Genomic DNA, 16,672 nt, shown 5'->3' with positions numbered 1-16,672 from the left:
ACCTGTGCTTTCACCGAGATCAAAACATTCGGGAAAACTTACTTTAGGAGGGACATTAGATGGAGAATGAGCATCCATTGCATTATTTTAAAAATGGACTGACCATCGGTTTAGGTCTTGGCTTTGCAGGAGGGATTTTTTCAACGATCTGGTTGAAGAAAAGGCAAGCCATGAATGCCGATGATGTCTTAGACAATATAAAAGCAGCATTTATCAAAGAAGGACCGATCGAAGGTTCTTGGATCAATTTCGAAAAACAACCTTTGCGCAAATTTGCGATCACTTCCCAAGGATATACTGGCGGCATCACCCGCACCGAAGACGGGCAACTTGTCACCTATGAATTTTTGGCAGATGCTCATACAGGCACCGTCTTAGATATCCAACGAGCAATCGTGGAATAATCACTGCACTTACGACCAGCTTCTTAAGAGGCTGGTCTTTTTTCTTTTTAAGCAGTGCTTTTACTGGAGCAAGGTCGCAAGATCCAATACTACGACTTCATCGATGCTGCCGCCTTTTTGCCGATACGCCCATGCCCCACTTTCAAACAAGCAGTACAGCTGCCCTTTTTCTACCACGATCTGTTCAAGGTAATGGGGAAACTTGATGCGCCGCAACGCATGTTTGCGGGTCAGCACCGTTGCATCCTTTGAAAAGACCCATAACTCCGCCGACCCTGGTCCAAAAGAACGTGCCAGCAACATGTATTCAGTGGTAAAGGCGATACTTTGGACTTTCGTGGTGGTGACCCTTCTCTTACGAGGCTTGATGCGAGGAGGCGCTTTGCGACCGCTGTCTGAAAGGACAGACAACGGATAATTCGCCACCTCGCCTCCTTGTTTCAAGGCAAAGGTCCCTGAGACAAGTTCACCGCCATCGGCTGCCAAATAGGAGCTGTGAGTGATGCCTGCCAATTCGATGACTTGCTGATAAGCGATAGGCTGATTGGTTGCCAAGGAATCATCTTCCAGCAGTGCTTGTAGAGAAACACACGCCACGCGCCCCATTCCTTTCCCTGTAATGGTTAGCCACAGCATTTGCGTTGCTCGATCAAAGACTAGTCCACCGACATGGGGGCGTTTTGGCAGAACCACCGTTTTCAGATGCCGCCCGCTCGTTCTTTCTATTATATAAAGCTGTGAGTGATGTTCCTGCTGCGAACAATACGCTGAGATGAACAAATAGTCCTCTGAAACGGCCACCCCTTGTGGGGTCATTGCCTGACATTGATCTGCATGCTTGTGCAGCCTCGTTTCTGCTTTCGCCGTTGCCGTCGTTGCCACTGCGGCAGTGGCTTCTTTTAAACCGGGAACCAAAAGGACTGCTTCCCTTTTCGCCCCGGCTGCCAGCCACGCTTGCCGCACACTGGGATAACGCTTCAGCTGGGCTGCCAGTGCTTGGTTGTGGCGTGTATGTCGGTGCTTTTTTAGCCAGTACACCACAAAAAGGCCAACCGCAAACACACCCAAAAGCAGCAAGCTCTCTGTTTGTCTCATTGATTGACCTCCTTGATGAATTCCCTCTTGTCGGTTGATTTACCAACCGCTTATTGTTTGTCTATTCGTAATAATGCTTAGACTACTTGAACTTCGACATCAATGTTGCCGCGAGTGGCACGAGAATACGGACAAAAATCGTGGGCTTCTTCTGCGATTTTCTCTGCCTCGGCTTTTTCAATGCCTGGTAACGATACTTCTAAAATCACGCCGATTTGGTAACTACCGTCCTCATGCTGATACAAAGACACTCTTGCTTTAACTTCGGATTCGGATTCGATGTTATGCTCTTTCAGCATATGCTGTACGGCACCGTTGAAGCATGAAGCATAGCCTGCGGCAAATAATTGCTCAGGATTGGTCCCTTCACTATGAAGACCTGGCTTGTCGATTTTCAGATGAAAACTACCGTTTGGTGCTTCGACCTCTCCGACACGTCCGCCTCGATTGATCATCGCTGTTTCATATTGCTTTTTCATTGAACCTCTTCCTTTCTTTTTTTGACCTACTTCAAGTGTAACGACAATTTTCAAATCTGACAAAAGGATTGCTTATGCATCCTTTTAAAAAACAAAAAAAGACAAACCCAGAAACTCTGGATTTGCCTGTCTATTCGAGGTAATTGCTACCCGAAATAAATGAATGAAAACAATTGCTGAATGGACTAGCCGTTTGAACGTCCTAAGAAGAATGAAACAACAGCAACTACAATAACCGCACCAATAATTGATGGGACGATTGCCATTCCAGCAAGTGATGGACCCCAAGAACCTAAGATCGCTTGTCCAATAGCTGAACCTACTAAACCTGCAACGATGTTGGCGATCCAACCCATTGATCCACCTTTATTTGTGATAGCTCCGGCGATCAAACCGATAATAGCTCCTACGATTAATACCCATAACCAATGCATATTTTTCTCCTTCTTTCTTTTAAGTAGTTATTACACATATTATGTTACGCTTAATCCCCGTTTTAGACAAAAGATTTGCACTCAATTTGCAAAAATAATTCTCAAACCTTGTTATATTAACGTTTATCAGCACTTCTTAATTATCGTTGTAAGAGCTTTAATTCGTTTTTTTTAGTATTGGTGCATTTTTTGAAATCGTTTTATTTTGTATTTTGCATCTTATCCGCTAAACTGAGGGAGAACCACTCTTATTTTGTCAGATAATTGGCACTTTTCACTCCTCGATCAGTCCTAGGACTGCTATCATTTCAGTACTTCAGCTATTTTTCATTGGGGGACGTTTCGATCGTTTTCGATTGGAAACGTTTTTTTGAACAAAAATCATTCAATAAAGGAGAGGAACAAAATGAACAAAAAAATAGGGTATTCAATTTTGTCTTTGGCGGCAGTGATGTTAGGGGTCGCTGGCTGCGGCAGTGGTGACAGTGCCAGCGAGAACAAGCAGATTCGTATGTTCGTTTCTGGAGATACCAGTGAAGGCGGCGCTTATTCGAAAATGGCGGAAAAATACAAGGAAGAAACTGGTGTAACTGTCGAAGTCACCGACGTGCCTTATGCAGACTTGCTGACAAAGATCACCAAAGCTGTTCAAGCGGATGATGCGCCAGAAGTCGTGCGGGTTTCTACCGTTCAACCTGACTGGAATGACTATCTGATGGATCTATCGGACATCGCCAGTGAGGCAAAAACATTGGAATCGATGATGATCAAAGATGAAGCAGATGTCGTCAAAGCACTTCCTTCTGATGTCACTGCCACTGGGTTGTTTATCAATACGGATTTGTTTGACGAAGCTGGTGTGACCTACCCCACTTCGGAAGAGGACATTTGGACTTGGGATGAATTTTTAACCGCGATCAATGAAGTCGTTGAAAAAACCGATGCCAAATACGGTATGGTCATGGACGCGTCGGATCACCGTTTACGGGCTTTCACCTATCAATACGGGGGACAAGATTTCTTTTTAGATGACAGCGGTGATTCTTACACGACCGATGATGCTACGAAAGCGGCTTTGCAAAAATTTGTTGATTTGAACAATGACGAAGTGATGCCAAAATCGGTTTGGACCTCTGGAGAAGATGCTTCTGCTATGTTCAAGAGCGGCCGTGTTCCAGCTTACTTTTCTGGCAGCTGGCAGATCGTTGATTTTTCTACCAACATCAGCAACTTTAACTGGCAATCCACCTATTCTCCTTATGAAGAGACCCGCGCGGTCAATATGGGCGGCAACTTCATCACTGGCTTCAACAATAGTAAAAACAGTGAAGAAGGCGAAAAATTCATCAAATGGTTGTACGAAGAAGAAAATTACAAACAGCTTTGTACCTATGCTGGTTACTTACCTGCGGTGGAAGATTTGACGGTCGACTATGAACAAGGCCAGGATGCTTATGAAATCTACAACCAAGAGATCGCAGCCGCTGCTCAACCAATCAGCAGCAAGCAAACCACCGATCAAGTGACGATGAGTATGAAAGGCTACACTGGATTGACAGGGGCTTACCGTGATGCCATCGTGCAAGTATTAAATGATGAAATTACATTAGATGAGGCAATCGACAAGACGATCAAGGATTACAATGATGGGTTTTTGAAGAAATAAACAGACGTTCAACCACAAAGAACCCATAGTCTGACTTTTTGCAGACTGCGGGTTCTTTGTTGCTGATACGATCGTCGGAGGAGGAATTTTCTGTGAGTACTTTACAAAAAAACAAATGGCCGTTGCTATTCACTGGCGCAAGCATCATTTTGTTCATTATCTTCTTTTTGATTCCAGCACTCTTAGGACTTTATTACTCGTTAACCGACTATAAAGGCTTTGCGACAGCCAATTTTATCGGTTTGGCGAATTATCAAGAATTGTTTCAAGACGCCAGCTTCTATAAAGCACTATTTCGTACATTTCGTTATGTGATCATTCTGGTCCCAAGCATCTATGTCGTTTCTCTCGCCGTCGCTTTGATGTTGAACAGTCAGCTGGCGAAAGGCAAATTTCTCGCAAAGATCATTTTTTTCTTACCATGGACTATCTCTGGGATCATCGCTGGGGTTATCTGGAAATGGCTGTTTGGTGAAAACTTTGGCTTTATCAACTTTATTCTAGAGCAAGCAGGACAACCAACTGTCCCGTGGTTTACCGACTCGAATGCTGCCTTTTCTGTCATTATTTTGGCTGCCATCTGGGGCGGGACTGCCTTTAACATGCTGCAATTTACTGCAGCTTTGAAAAATATCCCTCGCTCATTGTATGAAGCTGCCGAGATCGACGGCGCCAGCTTTGGGCATAAATTACGCTACATCACCTTGCCTATGCTGCGGCCGACTTCCTTTATGGTCATCTTATTGGCTTCGATCGGCGCTATGAAAGAGTTCGCCCTCGTGCAATCGCTGACCAATGGTGGTCCAGGAACCGACAACATGTTGATCGTGCAATATATCTATACGACTGGGTTTGACAAAATGCGGGTCGGCTATGCCAGTGCTGCCTCCATGGTACTTTTCGTGATTCTTTTACTGTTAGGCTTAGCACAAATGAAGATTGGAGGCGGCAAGAATGACATCTAAGACCATCAAAACCAAACGACCTGTCACAAGAAAGTCAGCGATGTTTTTTTTAACGCTGGCACTGATCATCACTTCCCTGCTGTACCTTTTCCCACTACTTTGGTTCTTATTAAGTGCCTTTAAACCAGGGACTGAACTATTTGCTTATCCCTTGAAAATCATTCCTGAAAATCCAACCATTCAAAACTTTATTGATGCTTGGACAACATTGGATTTCTTTCGTTACTTCAATAATACGTTGATTTCAGCGGTGGTCACCACTTTATTGACGATCCTAGTCAGCGCCGCCTGTGGCTATGCCTTTGCAAAATACGATGCCAAATGGCTGCGTTTTTTCTTCATCTGTATCATCGCCACCACCATGCTGCCGACGGAAGTTATCATGAACCCAACGTTTTCTGTCATTCGTTCGCTAGGCTTATATGATAACTTATTGGGGATCATCATCCCTTCCATCAATACAGCAACAGGTATCTTTATGTTCCGAACCTTTTTCGTCTCCGTTCCTGACGATCTGATTGAATCAGCCCGCATCGATGGCGCTTCGGATGGGATGATCTTTTTGAAAATCATGCTGCCGATTGCCCGACCAATCATTATGACACTGGGGATCTTTTCCTTCCAGTGGCGGTGGAATGATTATATCTGGCCCTTGATCGTCTTGAATGATCCGAAAAAATACACCTTGCAAGTGGCGATCCGCAGCTTGGTGGGTGCGGAAAATATCAATTGGACGATTTTGATCGCTGCCTCGGTAATTTCCATTTTGCCTTTGCTGCTGGTCTTCCTCGCCTTTCAGCGCTGGATTCTCGATAGCAATTTAGACAGCGGACTAAAATAAAAAAAGTGCCGACTGCTTCGTCACACCTTTCTCCTTTTATGGATGAATGGTGCAACAGAGCAGCGGCGCTTTTTATTTTGAAAAGTCTTTTCGTGACAAGTAGACGGCAGTTAAAATGCCGACTAATATAGCCAAACCAAAGACAATGATCGTGCCGATGGCATTGTCTTTTCCTGGCAGTCCCCCGGTGTTGATCCCCCATAGCCCCGCGATCAAGGACGGCACAGCCACCACTAATGCCGCAGAATCTAAGTATTTCATCAGATGGTTTAGATTGTTGTCCATCATATCAGAGAACAAGCCACCGATGGTTTCTAGCAAGTCGCGATAGATGGTGACCATTTTCATGGCAAATTTCTGCCGCAGCTTGATGTCATAAACGAGTGCTTCATTATCCAAACGATCCAAAAATTCTTTGCGATCCATCAAACGATCGACAGTATGGTTTTGGTCCCGCAAGGTGTGATCCAGATAGACCATGTCTCGTTCGGTATCGGCTAAATTAAACAATTCGTTGTTTTCCGTCGTTTTACGGGCTGCTTCATCTAGTGCATCAATCTGTTTCTTCATTTCCTGCAGACCTTTGATGTAATGGGTGTAGATCATCAGCGTCGAGTAGGCAACAATATCTTCATACCGTTGAATGTCTTGCTCATGCTTTTCGATCAATCGTTTGATCAGATTGGATTGATGAGAGACATACGTGATCAACAGATCTTTGGTGTAGATAAAAGTCACAGGCTCAAGACGGTCTTCGATTCGATCCTCAGTCACTTCCGATAAATCGATCAGGGTATAGAGAATCGGATGATTCAACTTAGTGTTGCGCAAGTATTCCAACCGCGACACTTCTTCCGGTTCATTGGCGCCAATAAAAATATCTTCGGGCAGTTGATACTTATCTAACAAGTGGCGTTGTTCCTCTGGATCTGTGCCAGAAACCACTAGCCAATTGTAATCCTCCTCCGAAGATTTCCTTATTTTTCGGTCTTCCATTTTGTAATACTGAAACATGGTGACTCGCTCCTTTTCTAATTCTCTCTTAATTTAACTATCTAACGCTTCAGGCTTTTTGTCAAAATAAATGGCTTTTCTTTTCAATGCTTTTTTCATTTTGGCAAAGTGCGTTTTATTAGACGAACGTTTCGATTCATGAGAAACTTTTTATGGGCCCAATAAAAAATTTTAGGAGGAATCGTATGTTTCGTCATCAGAAAGAATTACAGTTTGAAGCTAAACCAGAAAAACCAAATCCGTTAGTTGCGAAATACCTTCAAGAATTAATCGGTGGACAATATGGAGAAATGAGTGTTGCCATGCAATACTTATTCCAAGGATGGAGCTGCCGTGGGGAAGAAAAATACAAAGACATGTTAATGGATATCGCTACTGAAGAGCTTGGACACGTTGAAATGTTAGCAACGATGGTTGCACGTCTACTGGAAGGTGCACCTGTGGAAGATCAAGAAGCGGCTATGAAAAAAGACCCAACGATCGGTGCGATCATTTCTGGAATGAATCCGCAACATGCCATCGTTGCCGGCTTAGGACCACGTCCTGCTGATAGCGTCGGCAATCCATGGTCAGGTGCGTATATCATTGCTAGTGGCAACTTACTTGCTGATTTCCGTGCCAACTTAAATGCGGAATCACAAGGTCGTCTGCAAGTAGCACGCATCTATGAAATGATCGATGACCGTGGGGTCAAAGACTTACTTTCGGTCTTATTAGCGCGTGATAGCTACCACCAAAATCTCTGGGCAGCTGCCGTGAAAGAATTGGAAGAAAACGAAGGCTCAATTTTAGTGCCGACTACCTTTGACCGCAAAAACGAACGCTTAGATATCGCTTATGATTTCTATAACTTCTCAGAAGGCGACCAAAGCAAAGAAGGCTCTTGGGCGAAAGGCAAAGCCCTTGATGGTGAAGGCGAATACCAATGGCTAGACGAACCAAAAGTCGAAGGAAAAGCGCCAAAACTCGATCAAGTCACACCAAAAATGTATGGCACACCGCCTGAAAAATAATTTGATCAAAAAGAGCAATTGTTTCTGAAACAGAAACCGTTGCTCTTTTTTCTTTGTCTGCTTGAGCAAGTTGGTTACGTTCCTGTCAAAAAAGCGTTAGAGTAGAATGTAGAAAAGAAAAGGAGGAATCATTTTATGAAAGCACCTTTACTGACATTAAACGACGGCAATTTACGCCCCGCAGTGGGTATCGGTACCTATCAGATCCGCGGTGAAGAAGGATTGAGCCAGCTGCAAGCAGCGATCGCCGACGGGTATCGCTTGATCGATTCTTCAACCAATTATGACAATGAAGGCATTGTCGGCAAAGCGATCCGTCGCTCTGGTATCCCACGTTCAGAATTTTATATCACCTCAAAATTACCAGGAAAATACCATGGCTATGATGATGCCTTAACCAGCATTCAAGAATCCCTTGCTCGCATGGGGCTCGACTACTTCGATGCCTTTTTGATCCACTGGCCATTACCAAAACGCGGCAAATATGTCGAAGCTTGGCAAGCCTTAGTGACCGCCCAAAAATTAGGCTTGATCCGTTCCATCGGCGTTTCCAATTTTGAACCAGAACATTTGGATGCCATCATTGAAGCAACTGGTGTGACCCCTGCACTAAATCAAATTGAGATCCATCCTTACTGGGTCCAAGAACGGATGGTCGCAGAAAACAAAAAGCGCGGCATCGTAACGGAAGCTTGGAGCCCATTAGGTCGTGGCAGCGATGCCCTGAAAGAACCACTGATCACTGAATTAGCTGAGAAATACCAAAAATCCGCTGGTCAAATCATCTTGCGCTGGCATGTGGATCGTGGCATTTTGCCCCTTCCAAAATCAAGAAACCTCGCCCATCAACGAGAAAATCTTGCGATCTTCGACTTTGAACTGACTGAAGATGAAATCAATCAAATCAATCAGTTAAACAAAGCAGACGGCCGCATCGATAGTCAAGACCCAAATGAGTATGAAGAATTTGAATAAACAATTTCAACTGGAAAAAACACCATAGCTATCTCTTGGTAGACAAAACCTCTCAAAAATCAGCGACCAGCTGCTTTTGAGAGGTTTTTTATGTAACCAAGGCTCCAGTGGTTAGCTTTGCGTGGATCAAAGTCGTACGATCAAAATATTCTTTTTGGCAGAAATTCCCTTGCTAGCACTTCGATTTTCTTAAAGGCGACAAGCGTCAGCTAGGCGTTCATCACAGCTTTTAATCGAATGTTGGTTTCTCGAAAGAAGGTTGTCCTTCACTGTTTCGACACTTAAAGACAACAGCGTTTCCCCCGTTCTCCTTCAGCTTGAAAGGACTTTCCACATGCCAATCAATGAACGTTATCCCCAAAACTCGTGTTTCTTGCGAGGAGGTCTTTTTCGGTAAATGAAGATGGCGAAATTCAGAATGCCACAAAATAGACCGGCGCCTCCTAGTAGTTTCACGATAGTCGGCAGCCCTCTTAAGCCCATTTTGTATATGGATGATACTGTGCCATTCCTATTGATGGTCGCCCAGATAGGATAGTTCCGTTCTTCAAAGGTGCTCATAACACGCCATCGTCGTTTGTATTCGGCTGTGGTAGTATAGCCATAATTATTTTGCCTTCCTCTGATTATTACATACCCTTTTGAAAAGACTTCGGGATAATTCGTCAGTAGTTGTTGCCCTTTCTTCACTAAATTCCTTGGTGTATTTCCTCCTACAGCTATTTGCACATAAGGATAAGAAAGTCGATTTTCTTCTAAACGAACGCCGCCAATCGCTGCAACAGCTTCATCGATTTTTTCGTTTATCAGTGCCTTGCTGAGATAAGTTTCAGGAAATGATTCTGGACTTAAAAATGTGGTTTCTTCATGCAGCTTGAAACCTACTACATTGTCCTGATATCTTCGGAAAAACAAACCTGGTACCCAGCCGATTTTTAGCATCTCTGGTTTGAATTCTACAGAACGATTGACAGGTTCCTCTGTCCTCGGTAATCGTTCTGCTGCTGCTAAAGTCATTTCTTCAATTTCTCCATCGGTAACAATATCCTCAGTAAATGTTTCTAAATCACGAATAAATCTATTAAGCTCTCTATAAGGAGTTTGTTTTAACTGAATCGTTACTCGGGCATTCTTGTCTGGACCAGCAATCAATACCATGTCGTAATATGCAAGTTCATCAAGCAAATCATCTAAAAATTTTTCGGCATTCACTTCATTTTCTTGCACGAATTTCTCATTATTCAATTGGAGATGAAGCCGATTGTTAATGAAGGTCACTTCTTCCCCATAATAATCTTCCGTCGTTACATCAGCGATAGTCGGCAACGGCGGCTCGGGATTTTCCGATAACCAAAATGACTGCTCTATGGGATAATAAGTCCTTTTGTTACTACTATCGACGGCGACCAATTCAAATTTACTTTCCTGTTGGTCACTAGAGAGAAAAAGCCTCGCCTCACCAAATGTTCGCTCCGTGAACTTTGGCTCTCCTATCGCTCTTTGATACAAATGCCGATCATATTCACCGTTCACATTGACATAGACTTCTTTCAGCATTTCCCCCTCACTTGGTGTCACTGCATAAATCAATTCAAAAAAGGGAATCATTAGTTCTGAATCGGGTAGCTCTGTGACGATTTCTAGCAATGGTTCAGTGAGTGGCTCTGTGGGTTCTGGGGTATTCCTTTCGCTGTTGAAGATGTCGGCTAAGACGCCTTGAGACTGGCCGGTTGGTACTTCGACTGCTGATACTTGCCAACTGGTCATATGATAGATGGCAAGAGAAAAGAAACACAAACAAAAGATTTTATGGTTGCGAAAGAGGTTTTTAATACCTTTCTCGTCGGTTGAATTTATTTTCGCAGCGACTTGCATTCACTTTGCTCCTTTCTTCTTTAGAGGTAACAGAATTCTTTCAGATTTTAAGAATGACAAACGGGTATCAGTTTTTACCTGGTTCCCTATTCCTCTTCCGTTTTTCTGCCCTTTGACAAGCAAAAAATTCAAATATAAACACAATAAAGCCGATAGAACCAAATCCTATCACTAACGCCATGCTGACAGTCACGCCGTGCCAACCCATACTCGTTAACGACGAAACTGTGCCGTTCGGGTTGATGATTGCCCAGATAGGGTAGTTCCGTTCTTCAAAGATACTCATAACACGCCATCGTCGTTTGTATTCGTCTGTGGTAGTATAGCCATAAAAATTTTGCCTTCCTCTGATTATTACATACCCTTTTGAAAAGACTTCGGGATAATTCGTCAGTAGTTGCTGCCCTTTCTTCACTAAATTCCTTGGTGTATTTCCTCCTACAGCTATTTGCACATAAGGATAAGAAAGTCGATTTTCTTCTAAACGAATGCCATCAATCGCTGCAACAGCTTCGTCGATTTTTTCATTTATCAGTTTCATACTGAGATAAGTTTCAGGAAACGACTCGGGATTTAAAAAAATGGTTTCTTCATGCAGCTTGAAACCTACCACGTTGTCCTGATACCTTCGGAAAAACAAGCCCGGTACCCAGCCGATTTTTAACATATGCCGTTTAAACTCAACCGAGCGATCGACGGGTGCTGCTGTTTTGGGTAACTGGTCCACCTCAGCTAAAGTCATCTCTTCAATTTCTCCATCGGTAACAATATCCTCAGTAAATGTTTCTAAATCACGAATAAATCTATTAAGCTCTCTATAAGGAGTTTGCTTTAACTGAATCGTTACTCTCTCATTCTTGTTTGGTCCAGCAATCAACGCCATGTCATAGTAAGAAAGTTCATCCAACAGCTGATCTAAACTCGTTTCGCCGTTTTGCTCGTTTATTCCTGTAAGTATCTCGTCATTATATTGGAGATGGAGACGATTATGTACAAAAGCTATCTTTCCTTCATAACGATCAAGGATTGATATGTCGGCAATAGTCGGCAACGGCGGCTCGGGATTTTCCGATAACCAAAATGACTGCTCTATGGGATAATAAGTCCTTTTGTTACTGCTATCGACGGCGACCAACTCAAATTTACTTTCCTGTTGGTCACTAGAGAGAAAGAGTCGTGCCTCACCAAATGTTCGCTCCGTGACCTTCGGCTCCCCTATCGCTCTTTGATACAAATGCCGATCATATTCATCGTTCACATTGACATAGACTTCTTTCAGCATTTCCCCCTCGCTTGGTGTCACTGCATAAATCAATTCAAAAAAGGGAATCATTAATTCTGAATCAGGTAGCTCTGTGACGATTTCCAGCAATGGTTCAGTGAGCGGCTCTGTGGGTTCTGGATTAATTCTTTCGCTGTTGAGGATGGCGGCTAAGGTGCCTTCTATCTGAATTGAATCAGTATCTGAAACTTCGGCTGCTTTTACAGGTAAAACTAAAAAGTGACAGATGGTGAAACAAATTAATAAAATACAAAGAATGATACATAAGGGATTTGCTCTATCAGTCTCTTTCTTATTCATTGCGGTTATGCGTTGATCTGATTGCATTCAATTCACTCCTTACATCTAAGGTTTTCGAAGTTTATGAAAAATGTCCATCAAATGATTATTTTTCACTAGTAAAAAAACTAATTGATAACCATTTGATGAACAACAAATTCATATTCCTTAAAAAGAACTCTATGCTACTAAACGTTCAGACTCCACATTGGTCGTCTGAAGATTTTGAGCAATAGTATCTGAAAGTTCGATTTGCAGCTTTTGGATATCTTCGTCAAATAGTTCGTAACGAATTTTTTCAAAAATTTCTGCTAATTGTTGGAAGTTAGAGATATGGAAGAATTCACCATCTGTTTCTTTTGCAATATTTTCGAGAAAGCGTTGATTTAGATTATTCCCCACCCCTATAGAAAAGATTGTTACATCGTTTTCTTTAGCCTGTTGGATCAACTCTGCCTCTGGGGGACCTGAAATATTATTGTGTCCATCTGTAAGAACAACCATTACTTTTTTTGCGTTTTTTCGTCTATACTGTTCAAATTCTTGGTTACCTTGCGCAATTGCTTGGTTTAATGCAGTACTACCGCCAACTTGCCTAGGAAGCCGCTCAGCTGCAAGTAAAGGATTTAAAAATGAGAAATGTAGATTTACTCTAGAATTAAAGGTAAACAAGCTAATCCGATCGTCACTCGTAAAAGCATCTTCATTTAAAAATAATGCCTGTACTTCATTAGTCATCTGCCTAAAATTATTCGCGCTGATACTGCCAGAATCATCTAATAAAAAGACAGTGTCAATTCCTACATAAGAAGATTCATGGAGGAAAATTAGCCCTACATTCGTTTCTTGACTGCCAGCAGTAGTTGAAAGATTATTGATTCTGGCAGCTGCATGCCATGGGTAGTGCACTGTTATTCGGTAATCATGACCGGGCGTTTGATTGTGGAATCGAAACTCTCCCCCTTGATCTGTCCATGTTCGTTCTAATAGTTCATTATTCTGATACAAATGAACACGAGCATTTTCGACCATATGACCATTAGATTCTAGACAAACTTTTCCACGAATGAGAACCGTATCAATATCTGGATTTACTCCACGAGCTTGACTTAGTGCAGCATGAGCATCTACTTGATAGTATGTTAGTTTAGGAAGATCTGCCCTAGTTTCTTTAACCTCTGTGCCAGACCTTTTTGCAGATTGGGTGATGACCTCTTTAACTTGTGCACTCGAAAGTCCTGGATTTTCCGACCATACAAGAGCGGCAAGACCAGCAACATGAGGTGCTGCCATGGACGTTCCACTCTTATGAACATATAAGTCTTTACTAACCGATGAAGTACTTTTTATACTATGCCCTGGAGCAACAACATCTATAATCGTTCCATAATTTGAATCGCTCCACATTTCAATTTGATTGTTCTCAGTCATTGTTGCTCCTACTGTTATTATTCGTTCTCTTAATGCATGGTTTTCTCTAATGTTAGAAAAAGACGTTGTATATTTAGCATCCATTGTACTGTTCCCTGCAGCATGGATAATCACGAACTCATATTGAGCACTAGCTAAGTTCTGAGTTATTTTTATAAAAGGATTAAAAAAACTAATCTGTGGTAATGGTTTAACCCCCTTATTTGAGCCAATACTTGCATTGATTACTTTGGAACCGCTTATGACATTCCATTTTAAACCACTTAATTGAGCATTAGCACTGGTTGTTAAAGATTTTTTACCCGTGTTTCTATCTGTAGCTATCCTATCAAACGAATTATAACTAAGAAGATTCTGTCGTGAAATATTAATTACTCCACTAACTCCTAGTTGATTATCTTGAATGGCTCCGATCGTTCCCATAACATGCGTACCATGATCGGCTGTAAATAGATCCGTATTTGTTTTAGCTCTGGGATCATTTTGAATATTTCCAGCTGGTATTTGTAGATCCTCGTGCTCCCCCCATACACCATCATCGATAATTCCTACTTTGACATTCTCCCTTTCATGTGTGCCAAATGACGCCCATGCTTCGGGTAAATTAATCGCACGTAGCCCCCATTCACCGTTATTCCACCATGGATCGTCAGGAAAATATTCCTTATTGCTCATTGTTTCCACAGGGGTGACTTCGTCGATTGATGCATCATCTAATGTATCAAGATTGCCATTTTCAAAGACTTCTGGAAATTTTTCTATCACATCTTCAATCATTTCAATCAGCTCTTCTGCTGTACTTTCTTTCACTTGAACAGTAAGCTGACCGAGCCAATCAGGTTCGATCAATAAAGTGGCATCAATGGAAGCAAGTGCTTCTTCAATCATCTCTGGCGTCACATTTTTTCTTTCCTCAACGGTAGCTCCTGTAAGCCATAACTGGAAGCGATTATTCACAAAGGTGCGTTCATCTTCCCAAAAGAACTCCGTACTAATTTCTTCTGGTTTTGGTGAATCTGGAACAGGATGTTCCACCACTTTCACAGGCTGATCAACTTTATAACTTCCTGTCACACCACTACTATCAAAAGCCACGACCTCAATATGATTTTCTCCTTGTATCGGTCGGAAAAAGACTCTCCCTGTGCCCAACTCACCCTTGGGCGTAATACCATTCCCGCCTTTCAGATACAAATAACTATCAAAATTACCGTTGATCTTCACATAGACTTCTATAATCTCATTGCCTATTGTTGGGGTTGCTGTATACTCAATGTCAATGAATGGGACAGTGACTTCTCCTTCTGGAAACGCTGTATGAACAATGATCATGGGTTCTTCGATCTCCTTTGGAATGTCAAGTTCTTTATAGGAAAATTGAAATACTGGATAGCCCTTATCAATGATCCAAGTATCTTCAAAGTCCCACCCATCGAATGTCCCTGACTGTGAAAATTCTTGCGTATCTTTTCCTTGAGGTCTAGCTCCACTCGTTTGCTCGCCGCCTGCATTACTTAAATTTTGTGCGATACCAGCTATTTGCTGATCAAAATAATTCGTCCCTGCATATTGTTGCCGTGTGCCAAGATGTTGACCGGCAAAAGCACCGGCACGCTCTTGATTTCTTTCATCCGTATGGATCGTATTCGCTGCATAGCTGTTTTCAATGATCGCAGAATCATAGAATGTACCAACAAAACCACCTAGTTCGGTCGTTCCAGTCACTGCTCCTCGTGCGTAAGAATTACTTACAGAGGCCGAGTTATACAATGCTCCGACAAAGCCACCTGTATAGCGCACAGCCTCGACAGAACCATAAGCCGCAGACTGGTCAACCTTTGAACGATTGTAAATGACTCCAGCAAAGCCGCCATTGTAGGATCCTTTGCCGTTTATTTTCGCATGCGTCAGTGTTTGCCGCACTTCACTGCCTTCATAAATTGCCCCAATTGCCCCACCGGCATAGGAGCCTCTTCCCTGTACGCTGCTTTCAGTATCGACAATGTTTTTCGTTACTAATGTGCCATTGCTGTGCGCCTGAGCAGAGTATCCATAAGTAACCCCAGCTATCCCTCCAGCATAGGAATACGCCTCTACCTTGGCACGATTGATTGCATTATCGAATAATGAAGAGTTACGAGCAGCACCGACAAGTCCTCCGGCGTAATTGCTAACGCCATTTGTCAGGACATTGATATGGTCAACCTGATTGTTTTCCAGTCGTGTATTATCTCCAGAATAACCAATCAGCCCGCCTGCATACCCAAGCAGCGCCGTGGCTCTAACTGTATGCCCGTTGCCAATCACCTGATTGTTTTCTAAAACGGCACCATTGTTTGTTACATGCGTCGTTCGCCCTGCAATGACACCAACAGCGGAAGATCCTAGGATATCTCCACCAAGTGCAACGGTCACATTTTTGATTGTCGCTCCATTGACTGAACCAAATAAACCTAAAAAACTACTACCTGTTCGATTTATCCGCAACCCACTGATCGTATGGCCATTACCATTGAACACACCCGTAAAGTTTGAGATCGGTAGCCATCCTTGATTCGCAGTATTTGTATTAGAACGATAGTCGGATAGATCAATGTCCTTAACTAGCTTAAAATTCCCGTTTAGTTCCTTACGTATTAAGGTATCTAATTCTTCTGCTGAATGAATCTCTGTATATTCGATACCATCTTCACTATTTTGCTTTTGTTCTGTAGAAGTAACGGCTTCTACCACATTGTCAGCATAACGACCAAATGGAAATAGATTAAGTACAAGGACAACGATCAGTCCGACAAGCAGATACTTATGTAGTTTCCGACTCCTTCGCTTGTCTGTTTCTTCACAATAACTTTTATCACCAAACATTCTCTTTTCTTTTTTCACATTCTTCCTCTCCTTCTTATCGAAAAATCCATACCC

13 protein-coding genes are annotated in these 16,672 nt (G+C 42.6%); 6 read left to right on the top strand and 7 right to left on the bottom strand.

What is annotated here, in order from left to right; translation table 11 throughout:
* Nucleotides 1-59: 59 nt before the first annotated feature.
* Nucleotides 60-404: a peptidase gene (locus A5878_RS05005; protein WP_005234590.1), complete on the top strand. Its 345-nt coding sequence runs from the start codon at nt 60-62 to the stop codon at nt 402-404.
* A gap of 60 nt (nt 405-464) precedes the next feature.
* Here A5878_RS05005 and A5878_RS05000 read toward each other — a convergent pair whose 3' ends face one another.
* The 3 genes from A5878_RS05000 to A5878_RS04990 form a co-directional block, all read right to left on the bottom strand.
* Nucleotides 465-1,499 (bottom strand): YncE family protein, encoded by a 1,035-nt coding sequence (locus A5878_RS05000; protein WP_086294814.1) that lies wholly within the window; start codon nt 1,497-1,499, stop codon nt 465-467.
* Between the two features lie 77 nt (nt 1,500-1,576).
* The gene (locus A5878_RS04995) at nt 1,577-1,978 is read right to left on the bottom strand and encodes an Ohr family peroxiredoxin (RefSeq protein ID WP_086294813.1); all 402 of its coding nucleotides are present in this window, start codon (nt 1,976-1,978) and stop codon (nt 1,577-1,579) included.
* Between the two features lie 185 nt (nt 1,979-2,163).
* The gene (locus tag A5878_RS04990) at nt 2,164-2,412 is read right to left on the bottom strand and encodes a GlsB/YeaQ/YmgE family stress response membrane protein (protein WP_005225422.1); all 249 of its coding nucleotides are present in this window, start codon (nt 2,410-2,412) and stop codon (nt 2,164-2,166) included.
* Between the two features lie 406 nt (nt 2,413-2,818).
* On the opposite strand from A5878_RS04990, the gene A5878_RS04985 reads away from it, so the two are divergent.
* From A5878_RS04985 to A5878_RS04975, 3 genes are all read left to right on the top strand, one after another.
* A complete protein-coding gene (locus tag A5878_RS04985; protein ID WP_086294812.1) occupies nt 2,819-4,078 on the top strand; it encodes an ABC transporter substrate-binding protein in 1,260 nt (419 codons plus the stop codon).
* 92 nt (nt 4,079-4,170) lie between these two features.
* Nucleotides 4,171-5,043 (top strand): carbohydrate ABC transporter permease, encoded by an 873-nt coding sequence (locus tag A5878_RS04980; RefSeq protein WP_074534946.1) that lies wholly within the window; start codon nt 4,171-4,173, stop codon nt 5,041-5,043.
* Nucleotides 5,033-5,884, top strand: coding sequence for a carbohydrate ABC transporter permease (locus A5878_RS04975; protein WP_010747711.1), 852 nt, complete (start codon nt 5,033-5,035; stop codon nt 5,882-5,884). The genes A5878_RS04980 and A5878_RS04975 overlap by 11 nt, the downstream gene beginning before the upstream one ends.
* Before the next feature lie 72 nt (nt 5,885-5,956).
* Here the strand turns inward: A5878_RS04975 and A5878_RS04970 are convergent, their stop codons facing one another.
* A complete protein-coding gene (locus A5878_RS04970) occupies nt 5,957-6,898 on the bottom strand; it encodes a magnesium transporter CorA family protein (protein WP_086294811.1) in 942 nt (313 codons plus the stop codon).
* 185 nt (nt 6,899-7,083) lie between these two features.
* Here A5878_RS04970 and A5878_RS04965 point away from each other — a divergent pair, with 185 nt between their 5' ends.
* Both A5878_RS04965 and A5878_RS04960 read left to right on the top strand, forming a co-directional pair.
* Nucleotides 7,084-7,911, top strand: a complete 828-nt coding sequence (locus A5878_RS04965; protein WP_005225417.1) for a manganese catalase family protein — start codon at nt 7,084-7,086, stop codon at nt 7,909-7,911.
* A gap of 135 nt (nt 7,912-8,046) precedes the next feature.
* Nucleotides 8,047-8,886, top strand: coding sequence for an aldo/keto reductase (locus tag A5878_RS04960; RefSeq protein ID WP_086294810.1), 840 nt, complete (start codon nt 8,047-8,049; stop codon nt 8,884-8,886).
* A gap of 351 nt (nt 8,887-9,237) precedes the next feature.
* Here A5878_RS04960 and A5878_RS04955 read toward each other — a convergent pair whose 3' ends face one another.
* The 3 genes from A5878_RS04955 to A5878_RS04945 all read right to left on the bottom strand — a co-directional run bounded on the left by A5878_RS04955 (nt 9,238) and on the right by A5878_RS04945 (nt 16,636).
* Nucleotides 9,238-10,761: a hypothetical protein gene (locus A5878_RS04955; protein ID WP_086294809.1), complete on the bottom strand. Its 1,524-nt coding sequence runs from the start codon at nt 10,759-10,761 to the stop codon at nt 9,238-9,240.
* A 67-nt stretch (nt 10,762-10,828) separates the two neighbouring features.
* Nucleotides 10,829-12,370 (bottom strand): hypothetical protein, encoded by a 1,542-nt coding sequence (locus A5878_RS04950; protein ID WP_086294808.1) that lies wholly within the window; start codon nt 12,368-12,370, stop codon nt 10,829-10,831.
* Between the two features lie 132 nt (nt 12,371-12,502).
* On the bottom strand, nt 12,503-16,636 hold the full coding sequence (locus A5878_RS04945; protein ID WP_086294807.1) for a S8 family serine peptidase: 4,134 nt from the start codon (nt 16,634-16,636) through the stop codon (nt 12,503-12,505).
* Between the last annotated feature and the right edge of the window lie 36 nt (nt 16,637-16,672).

This window comes from Enterococcus sp. 3G6_DIV0642 (assembly GCF_002140635.1).
Taxonomy (GTDB): Bacteria; Bacillota; Bacilli; order Lactobacillales; family Enterococcaceae; genus Enterococcus_D; species Enterococcus_D casseliflavus.
This window is presented reverse-complemented; position numbering and strand designations above follow the sequence as displayed.